The organism is Anabaena sp. PCC 7108, from assembly GCF_000332135.1.
Taxonomy (GTDB): domain Bacteria; phylum Cyanobacteriota; class Cyanobacteriia; order Cyanobacteriales; family Nostocaceae; genus Anabaena.
Map to the genome: position 1 here is coordinate 1,848,093 of NZ_KB235896.1, position 16,664 is coordinate 1,864,756.

Annotated in this window: 21 protein-coding genes; 11 read left to right on the forward strand and 10 right to left on the reverse strand. The window is 37.5% G+C overall.

What is annotated here, in order from left to right; genetic code table 11:
* The first annotated feature begins 9 nt into the window (after positions 1-9).
* The 3 genes from ANA7108_RS0109180 (at position 10) to ANA7108_RS0109190 (ending at position 1,438) form a co-directional block, all read left to right on the forward strand.
* Positions 10-357 (forward strand): RICIN domain-containing protein, encoded by a 348-nt coding sequence (locus tag ANA7108_RS0109180; protein WP_016950487.1) that lies wholly within the window; start codon positions 10-12, stop codon positions 355-357.
* A gap of 85 nt (positions 358-442) precedes the next feature.
* On the forward strand, positions 443-985 hold the full coding sequence (locus tag ANA7108_RS0109185) for a hypothetical protein (protein ID WP_016950488.1): 543 nt from the start codon (positions 443-445) through the stop codon (positions 983-985).
* A 198-nt stretch (positions 986-1,183) separates the two neighbouring features.
* Positions 1,184-1,438: a hypothetical protein gene (locus ANA7108_RS0109190; protein WP_016950489.1), complete on the forward strand. Its 255-nt coding sequence runs from the start codon at positions 1,184-1,186 to the stop codon at positions 1,436-1,438.
* A gap of 5 nt (positions 1,439-1,443) precedes the next feature.
* On the opposite strand, the gene ANA7108_RS0109195 is transcribed toward ANA7108_RS0109190, so the two are convergent.
* Complete coding sequence (locus ANA7108_RS0109195; RefSeq protein WP_016950490.1) at positions 1,444-1,830, reverse strand: hypothetical protein; 387 nt, start codon at positions 1,828-1,830, stop codon at positions 1,444-1,446.
* Between the two features lie 157 nt (positions 1,831-1,987).
* Between ANA7108_RS0109195 and ANA7108_RS0109200 the strand changes: the two genes are divergently transcribed.
* Positions 1,988-2,275 (forward strand): DUF4090 family protein, encoded by a 288-nt coding sequence (locus ANA7108_RS0109200; RefSeq protein ID WP_016950491.1) that lies wholly within the window; start codon positions 1,988-1,990, stop codon positions 2,273-2,275.
* A 28-nt stretch (positions 2,276-2,303) separates the two neighbouring features.
* Here the strand turns inward: ANA7108_RS0109200 and ANA7108_RS0109205 are convergent, their stop codons facing one another.
* Entirely contained in the window at positions 2,304-3,749 is a 1,446-nt protein-coding gene (locus ANA7108_RS0109205) for a DUF3370 domain-containing protein (RefSeq protein WP_016950492.1), read from the reverse strand.
* Positions 3,750-4,067: 318 nt separating this feature from the next.
* On the opposite strand from ANA7108_RS0109205, the gene ANA7108_RS0109210 reads away from it, so the two are divergent.
* Together ANA7108_RS0109210 and ANA7108_RS0109215 are read left to right on the forward strand one after the other, a co-directional pair.
* Entirely contained in the window at positions 4,068-4,457 is a 390-nt protein-coding gene (locus tag ANA7108_RS0109210) for a hypothetical protein (protein WP_016950493.1), read from the forward strand.
* On the forward strand, positions 4,457-4,789 hold the full coding sequence (locus ANA7108_RS0109215) for a hypothetical protein (RefSeq protein WP_016950494.1): 333 nt from the start codon (positions 4,457-4,459) through the stop codon (positions 4,787-4,789). Before ANA7108_RS0109210 ends, ANA7108_RS0109215 begins: the two co-directional genes overlap by 1 nt.
* A 314-nt stretch (positions 4,790-5,103) precedes the next feature.
* Here the strand turns inward: ANA7108_RS0109215 and ANA7108_RS0109220 are convergent, their stop codons facing one another.
* The 4 genes from ANA7108_RS0109220 to ANA7108_RS0109235 form a co-directional block, all read right to left on the reverse strand.
* Positions 5,104-5,664 carry a Uma2 family endonuclease gene (locus tag ANA7108_RS0109220; protein ID WP_016950495.1) on the reverse strand — a complete coding sequence of 187 codons (561 nt, stop codon included), beginning with the start codon at positions 5,662-5,664 and terminating at the stop codon, positions 5,104-5,106.
* Positions 5,665-5,856: 192 nt separating this feature from the next.
* Positions 5,857-6,288 carry an NUDIX hydrolase gene (locus tag ANA7108_RS0109225; protein WP_016950496.1) on the reverse strand — a complete coding sequence of 144 codons (432 nt, stop codon included), beginning with the start codon at positions 6,286-6,288 and terminating at the stop codon, positions 5,857-5,859.
* Between the two features lie 8 nt (positions 6,289-6,296).
* Positions 6,297-6,749, reverse strand: coding sequence for a DUF3531 family protein (locus ANA7108_RS0109230; protein WP_016950497.1), 453 nt, complete (start codon positions 6,747-6,749; stop codon positions 6,297-6,299).
* Positions 6,750-7,024: 275 nt separating this feature from the next.
* The gene (locus tag ANA7108_RS0109235; RefSeq protein WP_016950498.1) at positions 7,025-7,957 is read right to left on the reverse strand and encodes a Sll0314/Alr1548 family TPR repeat-containing protein; all 933 of its coding nucleotides are present in this window, start codon (positions 7,955-7,957) and stop codon (positions 7,025-7,027) included.
* A gap of 295 nt (positions 7,958-8,252) precedes the next feature.
* On the opposite strand from ANA7108_RS0109235, the gene ANA7108_RS0109240 reads away from it, so the two are divergent.
* On the forward strand, positions 8,253-8,924 hold the full coding sequence (locus tag ANA7108_RS0109240) for an ABC transporter ATP-binding protein (protein ID WP_016950499.1): 672 nt from the start codon (positions 8,253-8,255) through the stop codon (positions 8,922-8,924).
* A 24-nt stretch (positions 8,925-8,948) separates the two neighbouring features.
* Entirely contained in the window at positions 8,949-9,704 is a 756-nt protein-coding gene (rsmG, locus tag ANA7108_RS0109245; RefSeq protein WP_016950500.1) for a 16S rRNA (guanine(527)-N(7))-methyltransferase RsmG, read from the forward strand.
* A 38-nt stretch (positions 9,705-9,742) separates the two neighbouring features.
* Here rsmG and ANA7108_RS0109250 read toward each other — a convergent pair whose 3' ends face one another.
* Positions 9,743-10,465, reverse strand: a complete 723-nt coding sequence (locus tag ANA7108_RS0109250) for a superoxide dismutase (RefSeq protein WP_016950501.1) — start codon at positions 10,463-10,465, stop codon at positions 9,743-9,745.
* A 303-nt stretch (positions 10,466-10,768) separates the two neighbouring features.
* On the opposite strand from ANA7108_RS0109250, the gene ANA7108_RS0109255 reads away from it, so the two are divergent.
* Positions 10,769-11,242, forward strand: a complete 474-nt coding sequence (locus ANA7108_RS0109255) for a hypothetical protein (protein ID WP_016950502.1) — start codon at positions 10,769-10,771, stop codon at positions 11,240-11,242.
* On the opposite strand, the gene ANA7108_RS0109260 is transcribed toward ANA7108_RS0109255, so the two are convergent.
* Positions 11,239-11,814: a Uma2 family endonuclease gene (locus tag ANA7108_RS0109260; protein ID WP_016950503.1), complete on the reverse strand. Its 576-nt coding sequence runs from the start codon at positions 11,812-11,814 to the stop codon at positions 11,239-11,241. The genes ANA7108_RS0109255 and ANA7108_RS0109260 overlap by 4 nt on opposite strands.
* A gap of 117 nt (positions 11,815-11,931) precedes the next feature.
* Between ANA7108_RS0109260 and ANA7108_RS0109265 the strand changes: the two genes are divergently transcribed.
* On the forward strand, positions 11,932-12,441 hold the full coding sequence (locus ANA7108_RS0109265; protein ID WP_016950504.1) for a DUF29 family protein: 510 nt from the start codon (positions 11,932-11,934) through the stop codon (positions 12,439-12,441).
* A gap of 48 nt (positions 12,442-12,489) precedes the next feature.
* On the opposite strand, the gene ANA7108_RS0109270 is transcribed toward ANA7108_RS0109265, so the two are convergent.
* Entirely contained in the window at positions 12,490-13,911 is a 1,422-nt protein-coding gene (locus ANA7108_RS0109270) for an NADP-dependent isocitrate dehydrogenase (protein WP_016950505.1), read from the reverse strand.
* A 256-nt stretch (positions 13,912-14,167) separates the two neighbouring features.
* Here ANA7108_RS0109270 and ANA7108_RS0109275 point away from each other — a divergent pair, with 256 nt between their 5' ends.
* Positions 14,168-14,884 (forward strand): GUN4 domain-containing protein, encoded by a 717-nt coding sequence (locus ANA7108_RS0109275; RefSeq protein ID WP_016950506.1) that lies wholly within the window; start codon positions 14,168-14,170, stop codon positions 14,882-14,884.
* A 440-nt stretch (positions 14,885-15,324) separates the two neighbouring features.
* Here ANA7108_RS0109275 and ANA7108_RS0109280 read toward each other — a convergent pair whose 3' ends face one another.
* On the reverse strand, positions 15,325-16,512 hold the full coding sequence (locus ANA7108_RS0109280; RefSeq protein ID WP_016950507.1) for a sensor histidine kinase: 1,188 nt from the start codon (positions 16,510-16,512) through the stop codon (positions 15,325-15,327).
* Between the last annotated feature and the right edge of the window lie 152 nt (positions 16,513-16,664).

Consider the following 16,664-nt stretch of genomic DNA (forward strand, 5'->3'; position numbering starts at 1 on the left):
AAGCCTGTAATGTCATCCTGGACAAAGGATTATAGCGATCCTGATCAGCAGTTTGAACGTTTAAATGGTAGTGTGGGTGGATTTTTATTAAAACATAAGTCTACTGGTGGCTGTCTCAATGCTCGTTATCTTTCTAATAATTCACAAATGAATGTTTGGAGTCCTTGTGCTGCGAATGATCCTGATCAAAATTGGATTTTTCCCGATTTAGGTAATGGCTTTTTTCATATCAAACGGGCAGGTACTAGACCGGATCAAAATTACTGTGTTGATATGCCATACCGTAAAGATGGAGGACGCATCCACATGATTCAATGTGATCCTAATAATGGTAATCAACGTTGGCGATCTAACTAATTGAATGATTGCTAAATTTTTTTATTTTTAGGGGTTTAGCATTGCTAAACCCTTATTTCACAAATAAATAGGCTAAATAAAAATTATGAGCCAAATAAATAAATGGTATTTTTTTCTAATTTATCTATTATTTTCTAATATATACCCTTCTATTTCTTTAGCGGCCGGAGGTGGAAATCCTATTGTATCCCCTGAATCCAATACGACACCAACTCCTGATACAGCCAATACTAATGTACCAACAAACACAAATACTACCGCAACTCCTTATACAGAAACTTCACCTTATTTAAACACAAATAATCAAAGTATTTCTGCTTTTAGTTCAAGTTTTAGTGGTTATAGTTCCTATAGTAATCAATGCGGTTTATCTATGTCCGGTGGCTATGTCAATAACGGTAATCAAGATAGTTATCAAATTTTAACTACTTTTAATACTAATCCCTGTACTAATCAAAGCAATTTAGAAAATATCAGACAAAAACATGAAACTAGCAGAGAAGTAATTAGAGCAAACGCTACTATTATAACTGTCTGTATTAATGCTAGATCAGAAGCAGTAAAAAATAGAATCAATCCAGATACTATTTGCAAACTTAATGATTTTCAAATGCCAAGAACTCCTTAATTTTTCGTTAGTCCACGCAGGTGAAATTGGCTTATTTAGTAGTAATATTCGTATTAGCAAATTATATCTTATATTATATTCGCATAAAACTTTTAAGACAACCTCTTAGAAACCTCACCCGCAAGCAAGGAGAGGGCTATGATCGAATCACAATCTTTTTGCCCTATATGACCGTAAAGACAAAATTATCTGATTACCATGACTAAAAAACGCATCCTAATTTGTACTTGTTTAGCGTTATCTTCTGGCTTGTTTGGTGGTTACATTGGTGGACAAATTACCTCAATGCTACACAATCAAAAATGCCAAAATCAAGCTTGGGGCTGGCAACAAATGTGTAATGCTTGGGTAACACCAAAAGCAATATGGCAGGGTAGCACAGCCGGAATTTGGACAGGTACAATATTAGGAGCGTTTGTTGGCGGTTCAGTAACACGCAAATCCAGTCATTAGTCAATTCAACTATCAGTTGAGGTCGGAGAAGATTGTAAATTACTTAAAGATTGCCAACTGTTAGTGCTAGTATCAAAACAGCGCCAATATCCTTTACGTTCGTCTTTATAGCAAAATAAGGTGCGATCTTGATCATCAAAATTATCAGTTAGAAAGTATACCATTCCCCGAAACGGATAAGTTTTACGACTCAGGCGTTTTGCTACAGCGTGATTCGGACATTCAACGATAAATACTGATTCTCCATTGATATCAGCCAAGGAGAAAATACACATCCGCAAAATTGCTCTTAGCCAACTTTCAGAATTCTCGAAATAATCATCGATAATCTTGTTAGTCAGCGCTTGTTCGAGGCTGCGGTCTTTGTTACGAGGAGTGTGGGCTTCAGACATAGCATCACCTAAAATGGCTACACCGCTGGTTAGAGATTAAACTAAAATTTCCAAAACTGACAAGTCTAGATTCACAAAGCTCATCAGTCAAGCAACACAGCCAGAGGTGGCAGAAAGACTGGTACAGTATACTTAATATCCCTAAGAGCTAATTGCCATGACTACTGAAACTACCACAGGTGCTGATGCTATTGATGTAGCGATCGCACGAGGAATTGATTTTGACGGTTCTCCCATTCCCGAAGCTAAATTAGAATTATACAGCCAAGTTATGGGACTGGAAGCAGGTAGACAGCGTAGTGGCGTATCCAATACCATGCGTTCCCGAATCGTCCGCATTGGTGCAAAACACATTCCCCAAGCAGAACTAGACCAAAAACTTGTTAATGCTGGTTTTGCACCTCTCAAAGAAAAAGAAATTGCCTTCTTCTACGGCGGTAAATAAGATCGGGAAAACTCCCAGCGTCTTTACCTCATTTTTTTAAAGTTCTCACCGTTAAAACCTGGGGTGGAGTGGAATCGGGTGGATAAATCAAATCTAGCTGCACCATGCGCCTCATTCCAGGTTGTAACACAATTTCTGTCAAAGGTTCCAACACTTGACCAGTGCGATGCCATAAATGCACATAACGCGTCTTTAGTTTCCCTTGCTCATCAGTATAACGCGATCGCACTGTCCCCCGAAAGAAAGGAAAATCTAAAGATGGTTTTCGGAAGCGGACACCACCCTGAGCTAATTTGTCTTCTTTTAATGGTGTTTCTAAAGTTACGGAAATAGTTTGAGCTTTAACAGTGTTATTACTTAAAGGCAAACTGAGATTATATTCTACGCCATAATTTCCATGTGCTTCATAAGCTGTATCTGTATAACGTACCAACATCTTCGCTGTTTGATTTTGTTCAGTACCCAATCTACCACCACGTAAACTAGCGATAGGATAGGAAATTGCTTGACCTGGTTCGGGAATCGTGAAAATGTCCGTTTTCGGACTATCTACTAATTTTGCTTCCCAGCGCGAACCTTGAGAAACACCCGCTACACGTCCATAAATTAATTGACCCCCTTTAGCATCTGGTGGTGTAGGAATTTTATCTCTTGGTCCAGCAAAATTACCGTTATTTAGTAAATCTTGCCATTCCGCCATAGTTGGCGCACGGTCAGAACCATCAGCATTTTTCTTAGCATACATTGCTAAACTAGCTGTATAAACTTTCCTATTACTACGCAACCGGAAAAAACTAGACCGACCATTGACAGGTTTTTCTAAATTTCGCACCGGAATAGGATGATTTAGCAACATCCGACTTTTTCCCGCAGGAATTACCAATTTAGCCGGAAAATCAGCTTGACGAACTCCCCGTAGCACATCAGCCACCGCCCTAGCACCTGGGCCTGAGAACACTTTACCATCATTATTTTCAATGTATGGAGCTAAAGTTACAAAAGGCGCATCTTGCATTAAATAACTCGCACCCTGTAACACATCTACCGTTACAGATTTTTTACCAGGATTATGCAAAATTATACCCAGGTAAAGAGTTTGCAAATCCTTGGGAGTGTGGCTATAGTGGTGAGCAAATAAATCAAACCGTCCTTGAAAGGGAAAATTCAGATGTGCTGCTGGAACTTTTTTCCCATTTGCTGGAAAGGTAGAAAGTAAAACGCCTTCAGTTTTCACCCATTCTGGACTATTACTGTTAAACACAGGAATGGTATCTAATTTCCCTGGTAAAGCACGCACTTCTCCAGCGATGATAATTTCTTGAGGTGCTGGTTTAGGTAAAGTTTGAGCATTTGCTAAGTTTTCGGTATGATTAGCGTTGAATGTTGTACATCCAATGCTTTGAGTAACAGCAAGTCCTGATAAAAGTATGAATAGAGTTGCAGGTATTTTATTTTTTGGCTGTGGAACTGGCATAATGCTTTTTTGAAGAAAGATGTATTCTCAAAGATGAACAATTTTAATTACAGATTCCTCGTAGCATATTTCTGATACCAGTTATTCTTTTTTAGAAAATAAGCTGTCGCGCATTTAAATTGTTGTTTGAGACAAGGAAACTCTTAACAGGGAACAGGGAACAGATAAGAGTTTGATGGCTTATTTTCTCACTTCACTAAATCCAATTTAGCTGCGTATTAGCTTATCTGGCATACTGACAATTACTACTCTACTATTATTAATAGTTATGGGATAAATTTGAAGTAACCTGGAAATTTCGACTCAGGAGTTAAATTGATGGATATACTCATTGAATCGACCAAGGATTTTGAGAAAGATTTAGAACAATTTACCGATACGGAGAAGTTTAGAATTATTAAAGAAATGAATTGCTATTTTGAACTTTTGTCATCTGAAAACAATTCTTTTTACCAAAATAGCGAACAACTTAGAAATATAAAACTTAATCACTCCTATGATTCCACGATATATTCTCTTAAAATTAATGATACACAAAGAATAATTTTAACTATTGATGATGATCCAATTTTTGGTTGTATATTAGTCACTTTATTTAGAATAGTTAATGCAGAAGATGCACAAAAGGCATATAACGCTATTGCAGAGTTTATTTATCAAGATTTTACAGTAGATGAAAATCTAGAAGTTAAAGTTACTTCTTTCTAATGCCACAAATTAAACCTCTTCTAGATGAATATGGCGTTATCTATGAAGCAATGAAGATTTTGCCAGAGGATTTAAAAATTGATTTTCTCGAAGCTTTAGCGGAATTAGAAGATAATGAATGTCACAGAACGCGAACGTTTCCCAAAACGAGATTACATAAAGTAACGGGTATTAAACAAGCAATATACCGTGCTGATATTGATAAAATCTCTGGGTGGCGTATTCATTTGCAATATATTGAGGGTAGAATTCATCTCAAAGATATTATTGGTGGACAACATCATGATAATGTCATTGAGGTAATTAAACTTAAAAAAGATCGATATGATTAATTCGTAATTCGTAATTCGTAATTCGTAATTCGTAATTCGTAATTCGTAATTCGTAATTCGTAATTCGTCATTTAGTTTTGTAAAAGAGATTTAGAAACCGCTACAAAACTTGCTGCTTGTTAGACCATTTCCTTATGAGGCTGCGCTGAATTTTGTAACCTTGTCTTTTCCTCCTCTGTGTTCTCTGTGCCTCCGTGGTATGGCTAACGCCACGCTTCGCGAACGTTCCTTTCTAAATTTGGCGCATCTTTATACAGAATTGGCATTAGTTGCAGAGGAATTAAAGTCCAGAATTAATTAGTTAATTAACAACATTATCCTAGAACATTATCAACATTTAATTTAATTTCTGGAAATATTTGTAAATCTAGAATATCACCACGCTGAAAAGTTTTAATTTCGCTATAACCATTTGCGCTAGGATAGCGATAAACTGTAATTACTTGTTCTTCAATATCGACTAACCAAATTTCCGAAATTCCGCTACTCGCATAAAGAGGAATTTTAACTTCTCTGTCATATTCAATGCTACTATCTGCAACTTCAACTAACAGTAATATATCTTCTGGTTGCGGGTGTCCAGCTTCATAAAAATCTGCACGGAGTTTGAGTAATGCTATGTCTGGTTGCGGTTCTGAAAGATTATTTAAGATAATGGGATTTTGTACAGCAACTATTACCTTGTTAGCCAGTAATTGTGAAAAAAGAGAATTTAAACGATTTACACAAGCAGTATGTCTTGTTCCAATTGGTGACATTTCAATAATTTCTCCATTAATTAATTCTACTCTGTCATCTTCTTTCAAAATGCCAGCTTTATTCATTTGGTGGTACTGAGAAATGTTAAAGCGTCGTTTGGCTAATTGTACAACCATGAGGAATCTCCTAGTTTGACTCTATAGCTTGACTATAGCAATCATAAATGAATTGTGAACACATATTTTATAGTGGATGTTGGGTTACGAAGCGGTTTGGTGATTTATCTATGATCTTTATCAATTAATTATCGCGTCTAACCCAACCTACAAAAGGTTCGCAATCGCTGCAAATATTGCTATATTCTTACATTACAAATAATCAAAAAAGACTTCTGGAACTAGTCTTAATTCTCCTGATTTAAATTTAGAAATATCTATCCATAAAGCGCGGTGCTTACGTTCTGGCGTTTCCGAAAAAGTGAGACTTTCGATTTGGTAAAATTTGGCATCTGCAAAATCACATTCGTAAAGTTGAATGATTTCATGTCCTTGTTTACCATCGAAAGTAAATAGGTTTTCTATACAATTCAAGTAGCGAATATTGGTTAAATCAGCTTGGATTTCTTCTTGGAACTCTCTTTCTAAAGCTACACGACTAGTTTCGCCGAATTCCACACCGCCACCTAAAGCCCGATAAAATGTTGATTGTTTTGTAGAGTCGTAACCTTCAGATACAAATATTCTATCACTATCTCGAATTAGTGCTAGAACAATAACGCGAATTTGACCTTCTTTATTCATTGTTTTGACTAATTATCGTAAATTGAGTAAGCGCGACTTTCACTATCTTCAACAGGCCAATCTGAGTTTTCGCCGCCGATATATAATTCTTCAATAGTGACGTATTCTTCACTTAACTGGGTGAGAGAATTGATTAAAATATCGAGTGCCATAGCATCACTGGTTCCTAAATCAAACCAACAACGTCCCCATTCTCCTTCATACTCAAACTCACCCATGTTGTGCATCAAAGATAGCAGACTTTTATCATAACCTTTGGTATCATAATTCAGATAACTGATATCAAATCCGGTATCTTGAACTTGGAGATTTTCGGCATTAAATGCGCCTAATTTACCCAAATAAAACCAGGAATTAAAAACTTCTTCTATATATTGTTTTTCACGTTGTGAGGGTACAGTGCTAAATCGCAACCAAATCCAGACATCAAAAGCATTAAACTCGCGGAATTGAATGTTCATCTTGGTAACTAGTAAAACTGAATAAAAGAAAAGTTAGTAGTCAGGGCTTTAGCCCTATCAAACCTAGCAAAAGAGCGAGAAATCGCTCACTACGACCAAAATTTTATCTGACATTTAATTCTATCTACCTGACTTGAAAATAAGACCCCACCCCTAACCCCTGCAAGCGAGGAGGGGAATAAGAAGTTGTTTTTCATGTGTTCTCGTGTACGCAGTTCATGATGGTTACTTAATGAGTAATTGCTAATTATGAATTACTTATGAATTACGAATTATCATAAATTTCGCAAGCGTTGTGTAGCTTGTTTACGTTCGTATTCAATTTGTTTGACTAGACTAGCGGGGAGTTGGGATTTTTTGGTTAAGGCTTTATCAAAATTAGCGATCGCTTCCTTCATCAAATTCTGGCTTTTTTCATTTCTTCCCTGTTCTTGGAGGATTTGGGCTTTGAGGTAATAGATTTCTGGGTTATCCGCAGTTGTTTTTAAGGCGCGATTGACATAATCTAAAGCTTGAGGGTATTGTTTCAAATCCCGGTAGGCTAAAGCAATACCCCGATTTACCAAATACCCAGGGGCGGCATTTTTTTCTAGCCGTTCAATTGCTTGATCTGGGTTTGTAAAAGGTAAATTCACCGCCAACAATAAATCCATGTAGCCTCGGATTAAGTTTAACTCTGGATCATTGGGAGCGATCGCTTCGGCATTACCTAAATATTCATAGACTTTGCGTAAGCGACTCAATGCTTGTGAAGCACCATTGACAGTTCCTTCACGACTGATAATTACCGCACCTTCCAAAAAATTCCCGACAGCACTGTATAAATTACCACGTAATGGGTCACTACTAATCAACTTCTGCCCAGTTTCTAGAGTTTGACGACTGTAATTATTAAGACTAGTCCAATCTTGATTTCCATAAGCTAAAGATGCTTTCATCGCATAAGCTAGAGGTTCATCAGGTTCACTAGAAAGGGCTTTGTCCAGAAAATCGGCTGCTGCTGGATAATTTCCCTGTTGAAAAATCGCCTTAAAAGCAGCTTCTGTGCGATCGCCAATTTTACGCGGTTCACTACTCCGAAACGGATCACCAGCCAAAGAAGGATTTACCCACAGATTTAGGGTAATAGCAGTAACAAAGGTCACTTTAGCAAGTACAGGAAATCGAAGCGAGGTTATTAATTGAGGAATAAAAAACTGTTTCAACATAAAAATCCTCAGAATAATTGCGGTTAAAATTGTCTTATCTATTACTTAAAATGCAAAAAATAGTCAATTCTCAACTTAAGTTATTACCGTCAAAACTTTCGACACCCTTAAACACTAAGTTACTTAGTACAAGATGTCAGTTTTTCTGGTTCCTTCTTCCTTCTTCCTTCGCGTCCTATCCCTTCGGGACGCTTCGCGAACGCGCCTTCGCGGTTCATTTAATCCGTATTCTTCTAGCCGCGACTCATAGTCCTTCAGACTTGGTGGTTTGCTAACTTTTTGGTAATCTTAACAAATGCTCTATCTTAGAAATTTAACCTATCACCCCACAGCTTGCCCAACAGCCATTCTCAAATCAATCAACTTAGACTTACCACCCCAACAACTAGGTCTAATTATTGGTCCCAGTGGTTCTGGTAAAAGCACCTTACTAGAGATTTTATCTGGACTAGCTGAACCCACATCTGGCGCAGCTTTCTGGCGAGAACAACAACTCATAGCCGAACAGTTACAACAATTAGCTGGGATAGTCTTTCAGTTTCCAGAAAGGCACTTTTGCGGTGGTACAATTTTAGAAGAATTGCGTTTAGGGCATCCAGAGTTAGGCTCAGAGCGAGTTCACCAGGCATTAAGCGAAGTAGGATTAGACCATTTATCACTCTCTACCTCTCCCCATGCTTTAAGCGGTGGACAGCAGAGGCGTTTAGCTTTAGCAGTGCAATTGATTCGCCAACCGAATTTACTCTTATTAGATGAACCCACAGCCGGTTTAGATTGGTCAATGCGTCGCCAGTTAGTAAATTTATTAGCGAAACTAAAAAAAGATTGGACACTGTTAGTTGTAACACATGACGCAGGGGATATGTTGCCAATAGCTGACAAGTGCTGGACACTCAATCATGGTGTACTAGAAGCAGTTGACCCAGCGACATTGGCAAGTAAACAAAAAGAACCAATAGTAAATTAAAAATTAACAATTACAACAGTAATAATGACTCTAGAATCTTTACCTATAGCCAGTTTACCAGAAATGGCAGAAATCTGGCAGCAAACTCTCAATTGGCAACCAACAGACCAACAACAAAAACAATTTCAACAGCTTTATGAATTAATTGTAGAAGGGAATCGGCAACTTAATTTAACTCGCATTACTGAACCTGAAGAATTTTGGGAAAAGCATCTTTGGGATTCTCTGCGAGGTATTGCGCCAAAACAGCAATTTATTTCTTCTCTTTCATCTGGTATATCTGTAATTGATATTGGTACAGGTGCAGGTTTTCCGGGTTTACCAATTTCTATAATTTTTCCCAATTGTCAAATAAATTTGTTAGATTCAACGCGTAAAAAAATTAATTTTATTGATTCGATATTAAGTAATCTTTCTCTAACTAATACTAAAACAATTGTAGGAAGGGCAGAAGAAATTGGTCAGGAAAATAAACATCGCCAAAGGTATGATTTAGCTTTAATTCGGGCTGTGGGTACAGCTTCCGCCTGTGCTGAATATAGTCTACCTTTAGTAAAACAGGGTGGTTTAGCTGTAATTTATCGGGGAACCTGGACACAAGAAGAAAGCCAAAGTCTAAAAAATGCTGCTAATCAATTGGGTGGAGTAATTGAATTAATTGAAGAATTTACCACACCTTTTACTAACAGCATTCGTCATTGTATTTATTTGCGAAAAGTGGTAAACACGCCAATTCAATTTCCCCGTGCTGTTGGGATACCGAGTCAAAAGCCTTTGTAAGTTTGGTAATGGGAAATTGGTAAAAAATCAATTAAGAATTATCCTAATTTAGTTGCGTCTGCAAAGCGTTGATTAATTTCATCCCAGTTGACTACATTCCACCAAGCTTCTAAATAATCAGGACGACGGTTTTGATATTTAAGATAATAGGCGTGTTCCCAAACGTCATTACCAAAAATGGGATATTTGCCTTTGCTTAAAGGACTATCTTGATTTGCGGTAGTTGTAATTTCTAATTTACCGTTCTTGCTGCGAACTAACCAAACCCAACCACTACCAAAACGACCAGCACCAGCTGCATTAAACTGTTTTTTGAAATCTGTAAAACTACCAAAGTTATCTTTAATTGCGGTTGCTATTTCTCCTGTGGGTTCACCACCGCCATTCGGTTTCATTATTCTCCAAAACATGGAATGGTTAACGTGTCCACCGCCATTATTTCTAACTGTAGTTCTAATATCTGCGGGTACATTATCGAGATTTTGCAGCAGTGCTTCAACTGATTTGCTTTTCAGTTTTGGGTGTTTATCTAATGCCTGATTTAAGTTATTCACATATGCTGCATGGTGTTTATCATGATGGAACTGCATTGTTTTAGCATCAATATGCGGTTCTAGTGCGTCGTAAGCATAGGGTAAGGGGGGTAGTTGAATAGCTGGGGTTTGTGGGGGTGATGTTTCTGCTGAAGCATAGTTATCTAAAAGAAAAGCACCACTACTAGCACCCAGTAAAACCAAGAAATGCCGACGATTTAAACTCATAAGCTTATTTGCAGTTAAGTTTTTGTAGATTTGCACACAGTTTTCACTGTTTTAGATCATAACTGCAAAAGCTGATTAAGGGATTGTGATTCACACCCCTTCCACAGTATCAAGCCCACATTCCGCACTTCGTTTTGTAATATATGAAGATTACGAAAATTGGGGTTAATGGTCGTTGAATAGCGAACTGCTTGCAGCAGCGCTTCGCTATCGCCAAAGGGCTATAATTCATACGTTTAAATACTGAATAATATCAACATTTTTTGTAAAATTTATTGAAGTATTAATGTATAACATTTTGAAGTGCGGAAAGCCGATTATAGTGTTCTCAAAAGATATATAAAATATGGTGCAGATTTACTTTACAACCCAGAAATTCGCCAACAAGTATTAGGAGTAACAGGAGTTATAACGAAAATATCAATAGATGTTGCTAATGAATTTATACTGCCACAACAAGCTGTGGTTTTTGATGTGGAAAATGATATTAATGCTTTTGTAGAATATTTGCGTTATGCAATTTTTGATGCTGCTGGTTTTGAGTCATATTGTATTCAAGAACTCAAGGGTTTAGTTGATAGCTTTAGACAAAAAGAAGGAACTTGGACAGGGGTAGCAATGAATGAATGGTTACAAGGAAATCTACTTTTATTAGCGGAAATACCGAATAATTTAAAATCACAAGAATCTAATTTAGAAGTTAGTGAAAGATTACGACAATTATCTATTGCATTAAAAACTATTGCATTAAAAAGGACTCATTCACAAGAAAGTTAATAACAATCTAAACTCAAACTAAATCCTGGTAATATCTCTTCACCTAATAATTCTGTAGGCAAATTTCGCAATTCCACATCTTTTCCTAAACTATAAATTTCTACTTGTTGCTGTTGAGGATTTATTAACCATCCCATTTTTACCCCTGCATCCATATATTCTTGCATTTTCTGACGCAGGGTTTTTAAATCATCTGTTGCTGACCTTAATTCAATGACAAAATCTGGTGCAATGGGGGGAAATTTGCGTTGTTGTTCAGGGGTGAGTGCTTCCCAACGTTCTTTTTTAATCCAAGCTGCATCTGGAGAACGGTCGCCGCCATTTGGTAATTTAAATATAGTGGAAGAACTAAAAGTGTAACCGAGTTTTGTTTGACGATTCCAAATACCTAAATCTATCATTAAATCAGCTTCTCTATTGCCGCTTTCCCCTCCCACTGGTGGCATAATAATTAACTCTCCTGTAGCTGTGCGTTCAAATTTTAAATCACTGTTTTTTTGACATAGTTGATAAAACTGTTCATCGGTAAAATCAACTGCGTTTAAGTTTAGTTTCAAAAGTTGCTCAATCATGATTGATTTTATCCACTACTTGAGAAATGGAGTTTCAGCACTATAATAAATATAGCAATTTAATTTACAAGTAGCAAATCAATCCCGACCATTCTATGAAAATGGAGGTTAAGACAAATGACACAGGAATTAATCGACCTCAGAAATAGTATTTTGGAAGCACGTTATCAAGATGCTTTAGCAATTGTCGATGAATTAGAGGGAATGAGTAAACAAGCTAACCTCAGACAAATTCAATCCTTTTTAAAAGTTTTACTAATTCATTTAATTAAAAATCAAATAGAACAGCGATTAACCAATTCTTGGGCTGCTTCTATTCGTAACTCTATTAGAGAAATTCAAAAAATCAATATCAAAGAAAATAAAAAATCCTATTACGTCAATCAAGATGAATGGGAAAATTTAATAGAAGAGGAGGTAATTGAAGATGCCATTGCTGATGCTAGTTTAGAAGTCATGAATGGTAAATATAGTCAGTTTCAATTATCTGAGTTAATAGATAGAACAGCATTAATTACAAATGCTTTAAAATTCTTGCACCTCACCTATTCTCATTCAGCGAAACAATTACCAACAGTAATTATACAAAACTGTTATCAATTACCAGGAGGGGAAAATTGGGGTTAGAAAATAGGGTATAGGGCGGGGAAACCCCGCCCCTACAGTTAACCGAAATTAACCGAAATGTTTGATGATTGCGTCAGCAAATTCAGAACACTTTAATGGTTCTACAGGTGGTTCCATTAACCGCGCTAGGTCATAGGTGACTTGAGAATTAGCGATCGCATCCCCTAATCCTTTTTTAACCAAATCTGCGGCTTCTTGCCAACCCATAAATTCCAGCATCATCACACCAGAAAGAATCACAGAACCGGGATTAATCTTGTCTAACCCAGCGTGTTTAGGTGCTGTACCGTGGGTAGCTTCAAAAATAGCGCAGGAATCGCCAATATTTGCCCCTGGTCCCATGCCTAAACCGCCAACGATAGCCGCAGCCGCATCAGACAAATAATCACCGTTGAGGTTCATTGTCGCCAGAATCGAATACTCATCTGGACGAGTTTGGATTTGTTGGAAGATACTATCAGCAATCCGGTCATTGACCATGATTTTCTCTTTCCATTTGCCGTTTCCGTGGGTTTCCCAAATGGTGTTAAGAGTTGTTTCTACTTCCTTGACAATTTGCGCTTTCTTCTCTGGAGTTAGGGAATCAAAACCAGGATCGATCATGCGGGCGTTTTCTTCTAAGGAGAGATTAGCGTTTTTCTCCTTGTTACCCAAAATCCAAGATTCCCGTTCTGTAACGCACTCTTGCCGAAATTCGCTGGTTGCTAATTCATAACCCCAATCACGAAAAGCGCCTTCGGTGTATTTCATGATATTGCCTTTATGCACCAAGGTCACTTGTTGCTTGTTTTTGGGCAATAACAAGGCGTGTTTGATAGCGCGACGGACAAGACGCTGAGAACCGGTTTTGCTGATGGGTTTGATGCCAATTCCCGCATCCAGAGGAATTTGCTTTTTACCATGTTCTGGAGTAGCGGGTATCAATTCCTCATTCAGAAATTTTATCAAGCGATCGCCAATTTCACTTCCCTGCTTCCACTCAATCCCCAAATAAATATCTTCCGTATTTTCCCGATATATAATTACATCCAGTTTTTCTGGAGTTTTGTGTGGAGATGGTGTACCAGCGTAATAACGGCAAGGACGCACGCAAGTATAAAGGTCAAAAATTTGTCTAAGTGCCACATTTAAAGAACGAATTCCCCCACCTACCGGAGTAGTTAAGGGGCCTTTAATGGCAACGCCATATTCTTCAATAGCTGTTAATGTATCCTGAGGTAAATACTGGTAAGTTCCGTATAAATCACAGGCTTCATCACCAGCGTAAACCCTAAACCAGCTAATTTTTCTTGTGCCTTTGTATGCCTTAGCTACCGCAGCATCAAGCACTTTTTCGGTGGCTGGCCAAATATCTATACCCGTCCCATCACCTTGAATAAAAGGGATAATAGGATTTTCAGGGACAACTGGTTCACCATTTTTGAAGGTAATTTTTGCTCCGGTTGTCGGGGGGGTAATCTTATCGTACATAATTCACACACTCCAAATGGAAGAATTTCCAGTAGAGGCGTATTGCAATACGCCCCTACTCTTTATACCTGAGGCGCAGATTATCCCCGGCTTTAACTGATACAGTATTGGTAGCTCAGGTGTAGGTTTCAGTTAAGCGATCGCTATTTTGTACGGTCAAAAATAGTAAACTACATTTCGCTATCTGTGCTTCATTTTGTAGAATGCCCAATAGCTGATTCGTTTATTCACGCTCACCGCTAACACGAGTAATGGCATGACAGACCCAATGATTTTATCAGGCACTGCTAATAACATCGACTCCCTGCGCCAAAATCTAATCGCTGGGTCCCAAAAAGTCCAACAACAAATCATCCCACAGTTAGCTGACTTGGGTAATGAGGGATTGGAAGTGTTGCAGGAATTTTTACTGAAACGTCGTGACACCCCAGCAACTTGGATTGATGGTAAGGCCTACCAAGTAGTCTACAACTCTGATGCACCTACAGCCAAAGAATTTCTAGAAACTAACTTTCCTGAAGGAATTGTACCTCTAAAATCAGACTGTGGGATCAGTTACAATTCTTTGCAACAGCTACTAACCCGTCAAGAGTTCCAAGCGGCTGACCTTCTGACAATCCAAAAAATGTGTGAAGTCGCAGGACCCACAGCTGTACAAAGAAAATGGTTGTATTTTACTGATGTAGATAATTTCCCAGTTCAGGACTTACAAACCCTTAATCATTTGTGGGTAGTCCACTCGGAAGGTAAATTTGGTTTTTCTGTACAACGAGAAATTTGGTTGGGGTTGGGTAAAAACTGGATTAACTTATGGACGAAAATTGGCTGGAAAAGCGGTAATAACTGGACACGCTACCCACATGAGTTTACATGGGATTTAAGCGCCCCTAGAGGTCATCTACCCCTCTCTAATCAACTGCGGGGTGTGCGGGTGATGTCTTCGCTTCTCAACCATCCGGCTTGGAATACGTAGGTAGTTGGATGGGACACAGGTAATGTATAAATTGATTGCAATGCTTGGATACATTTGAAGAGGTATGCGCTAAATTGGGCGTAGCTGAGTGAAATTATGGGTGTTGCTGAATAAGGGGATGATTGAGGCTGACGCGGGGACACTCCAGACGCTCCAGACGCGGTGATTATATATTGATTGATGCGGATTCTCAAATCATCCCGCAATTATGCAACGCCAAATTATGAATTTGTTTCACGCAGAGGTGCAAACAGGAAGAATTTGAGAAATGGAATGATTTCTGGGAATCAATCGAAAATCCAAAATTGTCTGACTTTCATACCTCGATTCAGCAAAGCTCTAAACTGAAAGAATGAGGTTTATTCGATTGAAAAATATTGATTTCACACAAAGACGCAAAACTATTTTTAGCATTTTTGCGTCTCTGCTCGAAATCAATTTTATTTCATTTCTATTTGCAAAGGCAAAATTACAGTAAAACTAGAACCAACTCCTACTTGAGAAACTAGCTTAATTTCACCTTGCAATAGTTTTACTAAATGCGAAACTATTGTTAAACCTAAACCACTACTATCAGGTAAGTGAGACTTTTGACTAGTGCAACGAAAATAGGGTTCAAAAATATGCTTTTGGTTTTCTGGTGTAATTCCAATACCCGTATCCTCAACGGTAAACTCCCATTTCTGATTATCTGATATATGACAAGTAATATTAATAGTTCCCGACTCTGTATAGCGAATTGCATTACTAACAAGATTTATGATAATTTGTTGTAATTGAAATGCATCTGTGGTTATTTTTTGATTTTTTTGCTCACAATTAACTACAAGTACCAATTTCTTTTCAGCAGCTAAAGGCTCAAGCATTTCACATACATTAGTAATGATTTCACAGACATCCGTTGATGTCAGTTCAAGTTTGATTTTGCCAGCCTCATACCGCGATACTTCTAATAAATCATTAATTAAACGTAGCAATTGTCTGCCATTACGTAATACTCGTTCAATATATTCGATATTGTGAGAATTTTCTTTTTCATCAGTTTTTTGATATTGACGTAAAAATAAATCAGAGTAACCAATAATCGAAGCTAGAGGCTGTTTTAAATCATGAGTTAGTAAAGAGAGATTTTCTCGATTAGTATTAACTAATCTAGTTAGTTCCTGATTGTGCAACATTAAAGTCTTATAAAGATGATCTAATTCTCTTAATCGTTCATCAACATAACTATGAAAACAGCGAGCAATTGCTTCATCAATTACAATGTTAATCAACCGAAAAGCCCGAATTATATCTTTAGGAGTTCCCTGCAACAAGTCTTCTTGTATTACATCACATATTATTGTTCTTAAATGATGATATTCCCTAGCAATTTCTTCTGAATTAAAGCCTTGTGCGGCTCTAATCACTCCATGTTCCCAACTAGCAGTGACAATTGACTTAAAATCATTGCTCTCATGTGTTGAAAGGACTGTTACTATTGCTTTCAATATATATGGAATGTGATTTTTAATTGCACTGAAGGATAGATTGTCAGCACTTTCTATCTGTTTATCTTTGCGAACAGCTATTACCCATTTATCTAAAATAAAATCATTTTTATCAGCCAACACTTGACTAAAATTCATTTGTTTAAATTCCGTGAGTCTAAAGTACACCAATGAGTTTAATTATTCTAGAAGAATATCTTCACAATTATTGATATATAGCAGTTCCCATGCTCGTGAGGTACAAAGTTTTTTAGTTTTAGGGAACAGGGAACTCTTAACAGGGAACAGGG

Excerpts from the sequence above, each read along its gene's own strand:
- ANA7108_RS0109180 (WP_016950487.1), top strand. The coding sequence starts at position 10 with ATGTCATCCTGGACAAAGGATTATAGCGATCCTGATCAGCAGTTTGAA.
- ANA7108_RS0109185 (WP_016950488.1), top strand. The coding sequence starts at position 443 with ATGAGCCAAATAAATAAATGGTATTTTTTTCTAATTTATCTATTATTT.
- ANA7108_RS0109190 (WP_016950489.1), top strand. The coding sequence starts at position 1,184 with ATGACTAAAAAACGCATCCTAATTTGTACTTGTTTAGCGTTATCTTCT.
- ANA7108_RS0109195 (WP_016950490.1), bottom strand. The coding sequence starts at position 1,830 with ATGTCTGAAGCCCACACTCCTCGTAACAAAGACCGCAGCCTCGAACAA.
- ANA7108_RS0109200 (WP_016950491.1), top strand. The coding sequence starts at position 1,988 with ATGACTACTGAAACTACCACAGGTGCTGATGCTATTGATGTAGCGATC.
- ANA7108_RS0109205 (WP_016950492.1), bottom strand. The coding sequence starts at position 3,749 with ATGCCAGTTCCACAGCCAAAAAATAAAATACCTGCAACTCTATTCATA.
- ANA7108_RS0109210 (WP_016950493.1), top strand. The coding sequence starts at position 4,068 with ATGGATATACTCATTGAATCGACCAAGGATTTTGAGAAAGATTTAGAA.
- ANA7108_RS0109215 (WP_016950494.1), top strand. The coding sequence starts at position 4,457 with ATGCCACAAATTAAACCTCTTCTAGATGAATATGGCGTTATCTATGAA.
- ANA7108_RS0109220 (WP_016950495.1), bottom strand. The coding sequence starts at position 5,664 with ATGGTTGTACAATTAGCCAAACGACGCTTTAACATTTCTCAGTACCAC.
- ANA7108_RS0109225 (WP_016950496.1), bottom strand. The coding sequence starts at position 6,288 with ATGAATAAAGAAGGTCAAATTCGCGTTATTGTTCTAGCACTAATTCGA.
- ANA7108_RS0109230 (WP_016950497.1), bottom strand. The coding sequence starts at position 6,749 with ATGAACATTCAATTCCGCGAGTTTAATGCTTTTGATGTCTGGATTTGG.
- ANA7108_RS0109235 (WP_016950498.1), bottom strand. The coding sequence starts at position 7,957 with ATGTTGAAACAGTTTTTTATTCCTCAATTAATAACCTCGCTTCGATTT.
- ANA7108_RS0109240 (WP_016950499.1), top strand. The coding sequence starts at position 8,253 with ATGCTCTATCTTAGAAATTTAACCTATCACCCCACAGCTTGCCCAACA.
- rsmG (WP_016950500.1), top strand. The coding sequence starts at position 8,949 with ATGACTCTAGAATCTTTACCTATAGCCAGTTTACCAGAAATGGCAGAA.
- ANA7108_RS0109250 (WP_016950501.1), bottom strand. The coding sequence starts at position 10,465 with ATGAGTTTAAATCGTCGGCATTTCTTGGTTTTACTGGGTGCTAGTAGT.
- ANA7108_RS0109260 (WP_016950503.1), bottom strand. The coding sequence starts at position 11,814 with ATGATTGAGCAACTTTTGAAACTAAACTTAAACGCAGTTGATTTTACC.
- ANA7108_RS0109265 (WP_016950504.1), top strand. The coding sequence starts at position 11,932 with ATGACACAGGAATTAATCGACCTCAGAAATAGTATTTTGGAAGCACGT.
- ANA7108_RS0109270 (WP_016950505.1), bottom strand. The coding sequence starts at position 13,911 with ATGTACGATAAGATTACCCCCCCGACAACCGGAGCAAAAATTACCTTC.
- ANA7108_RS0109275 (WP_016950506.1), top strand. The coding sequence starts at position 14,168 with ATGACAGACCCAATGATTTTATCAGGCACTGCTAATAACATCGACTCC.
- ANA7108_RS0109280 (WP_016950507.1), bottom strand. The coding sequence starts at position 16,512 with ATGAATTTTAGTCAAGTGTTGGCTGATAAAAATGATTTTATTTTAGAT.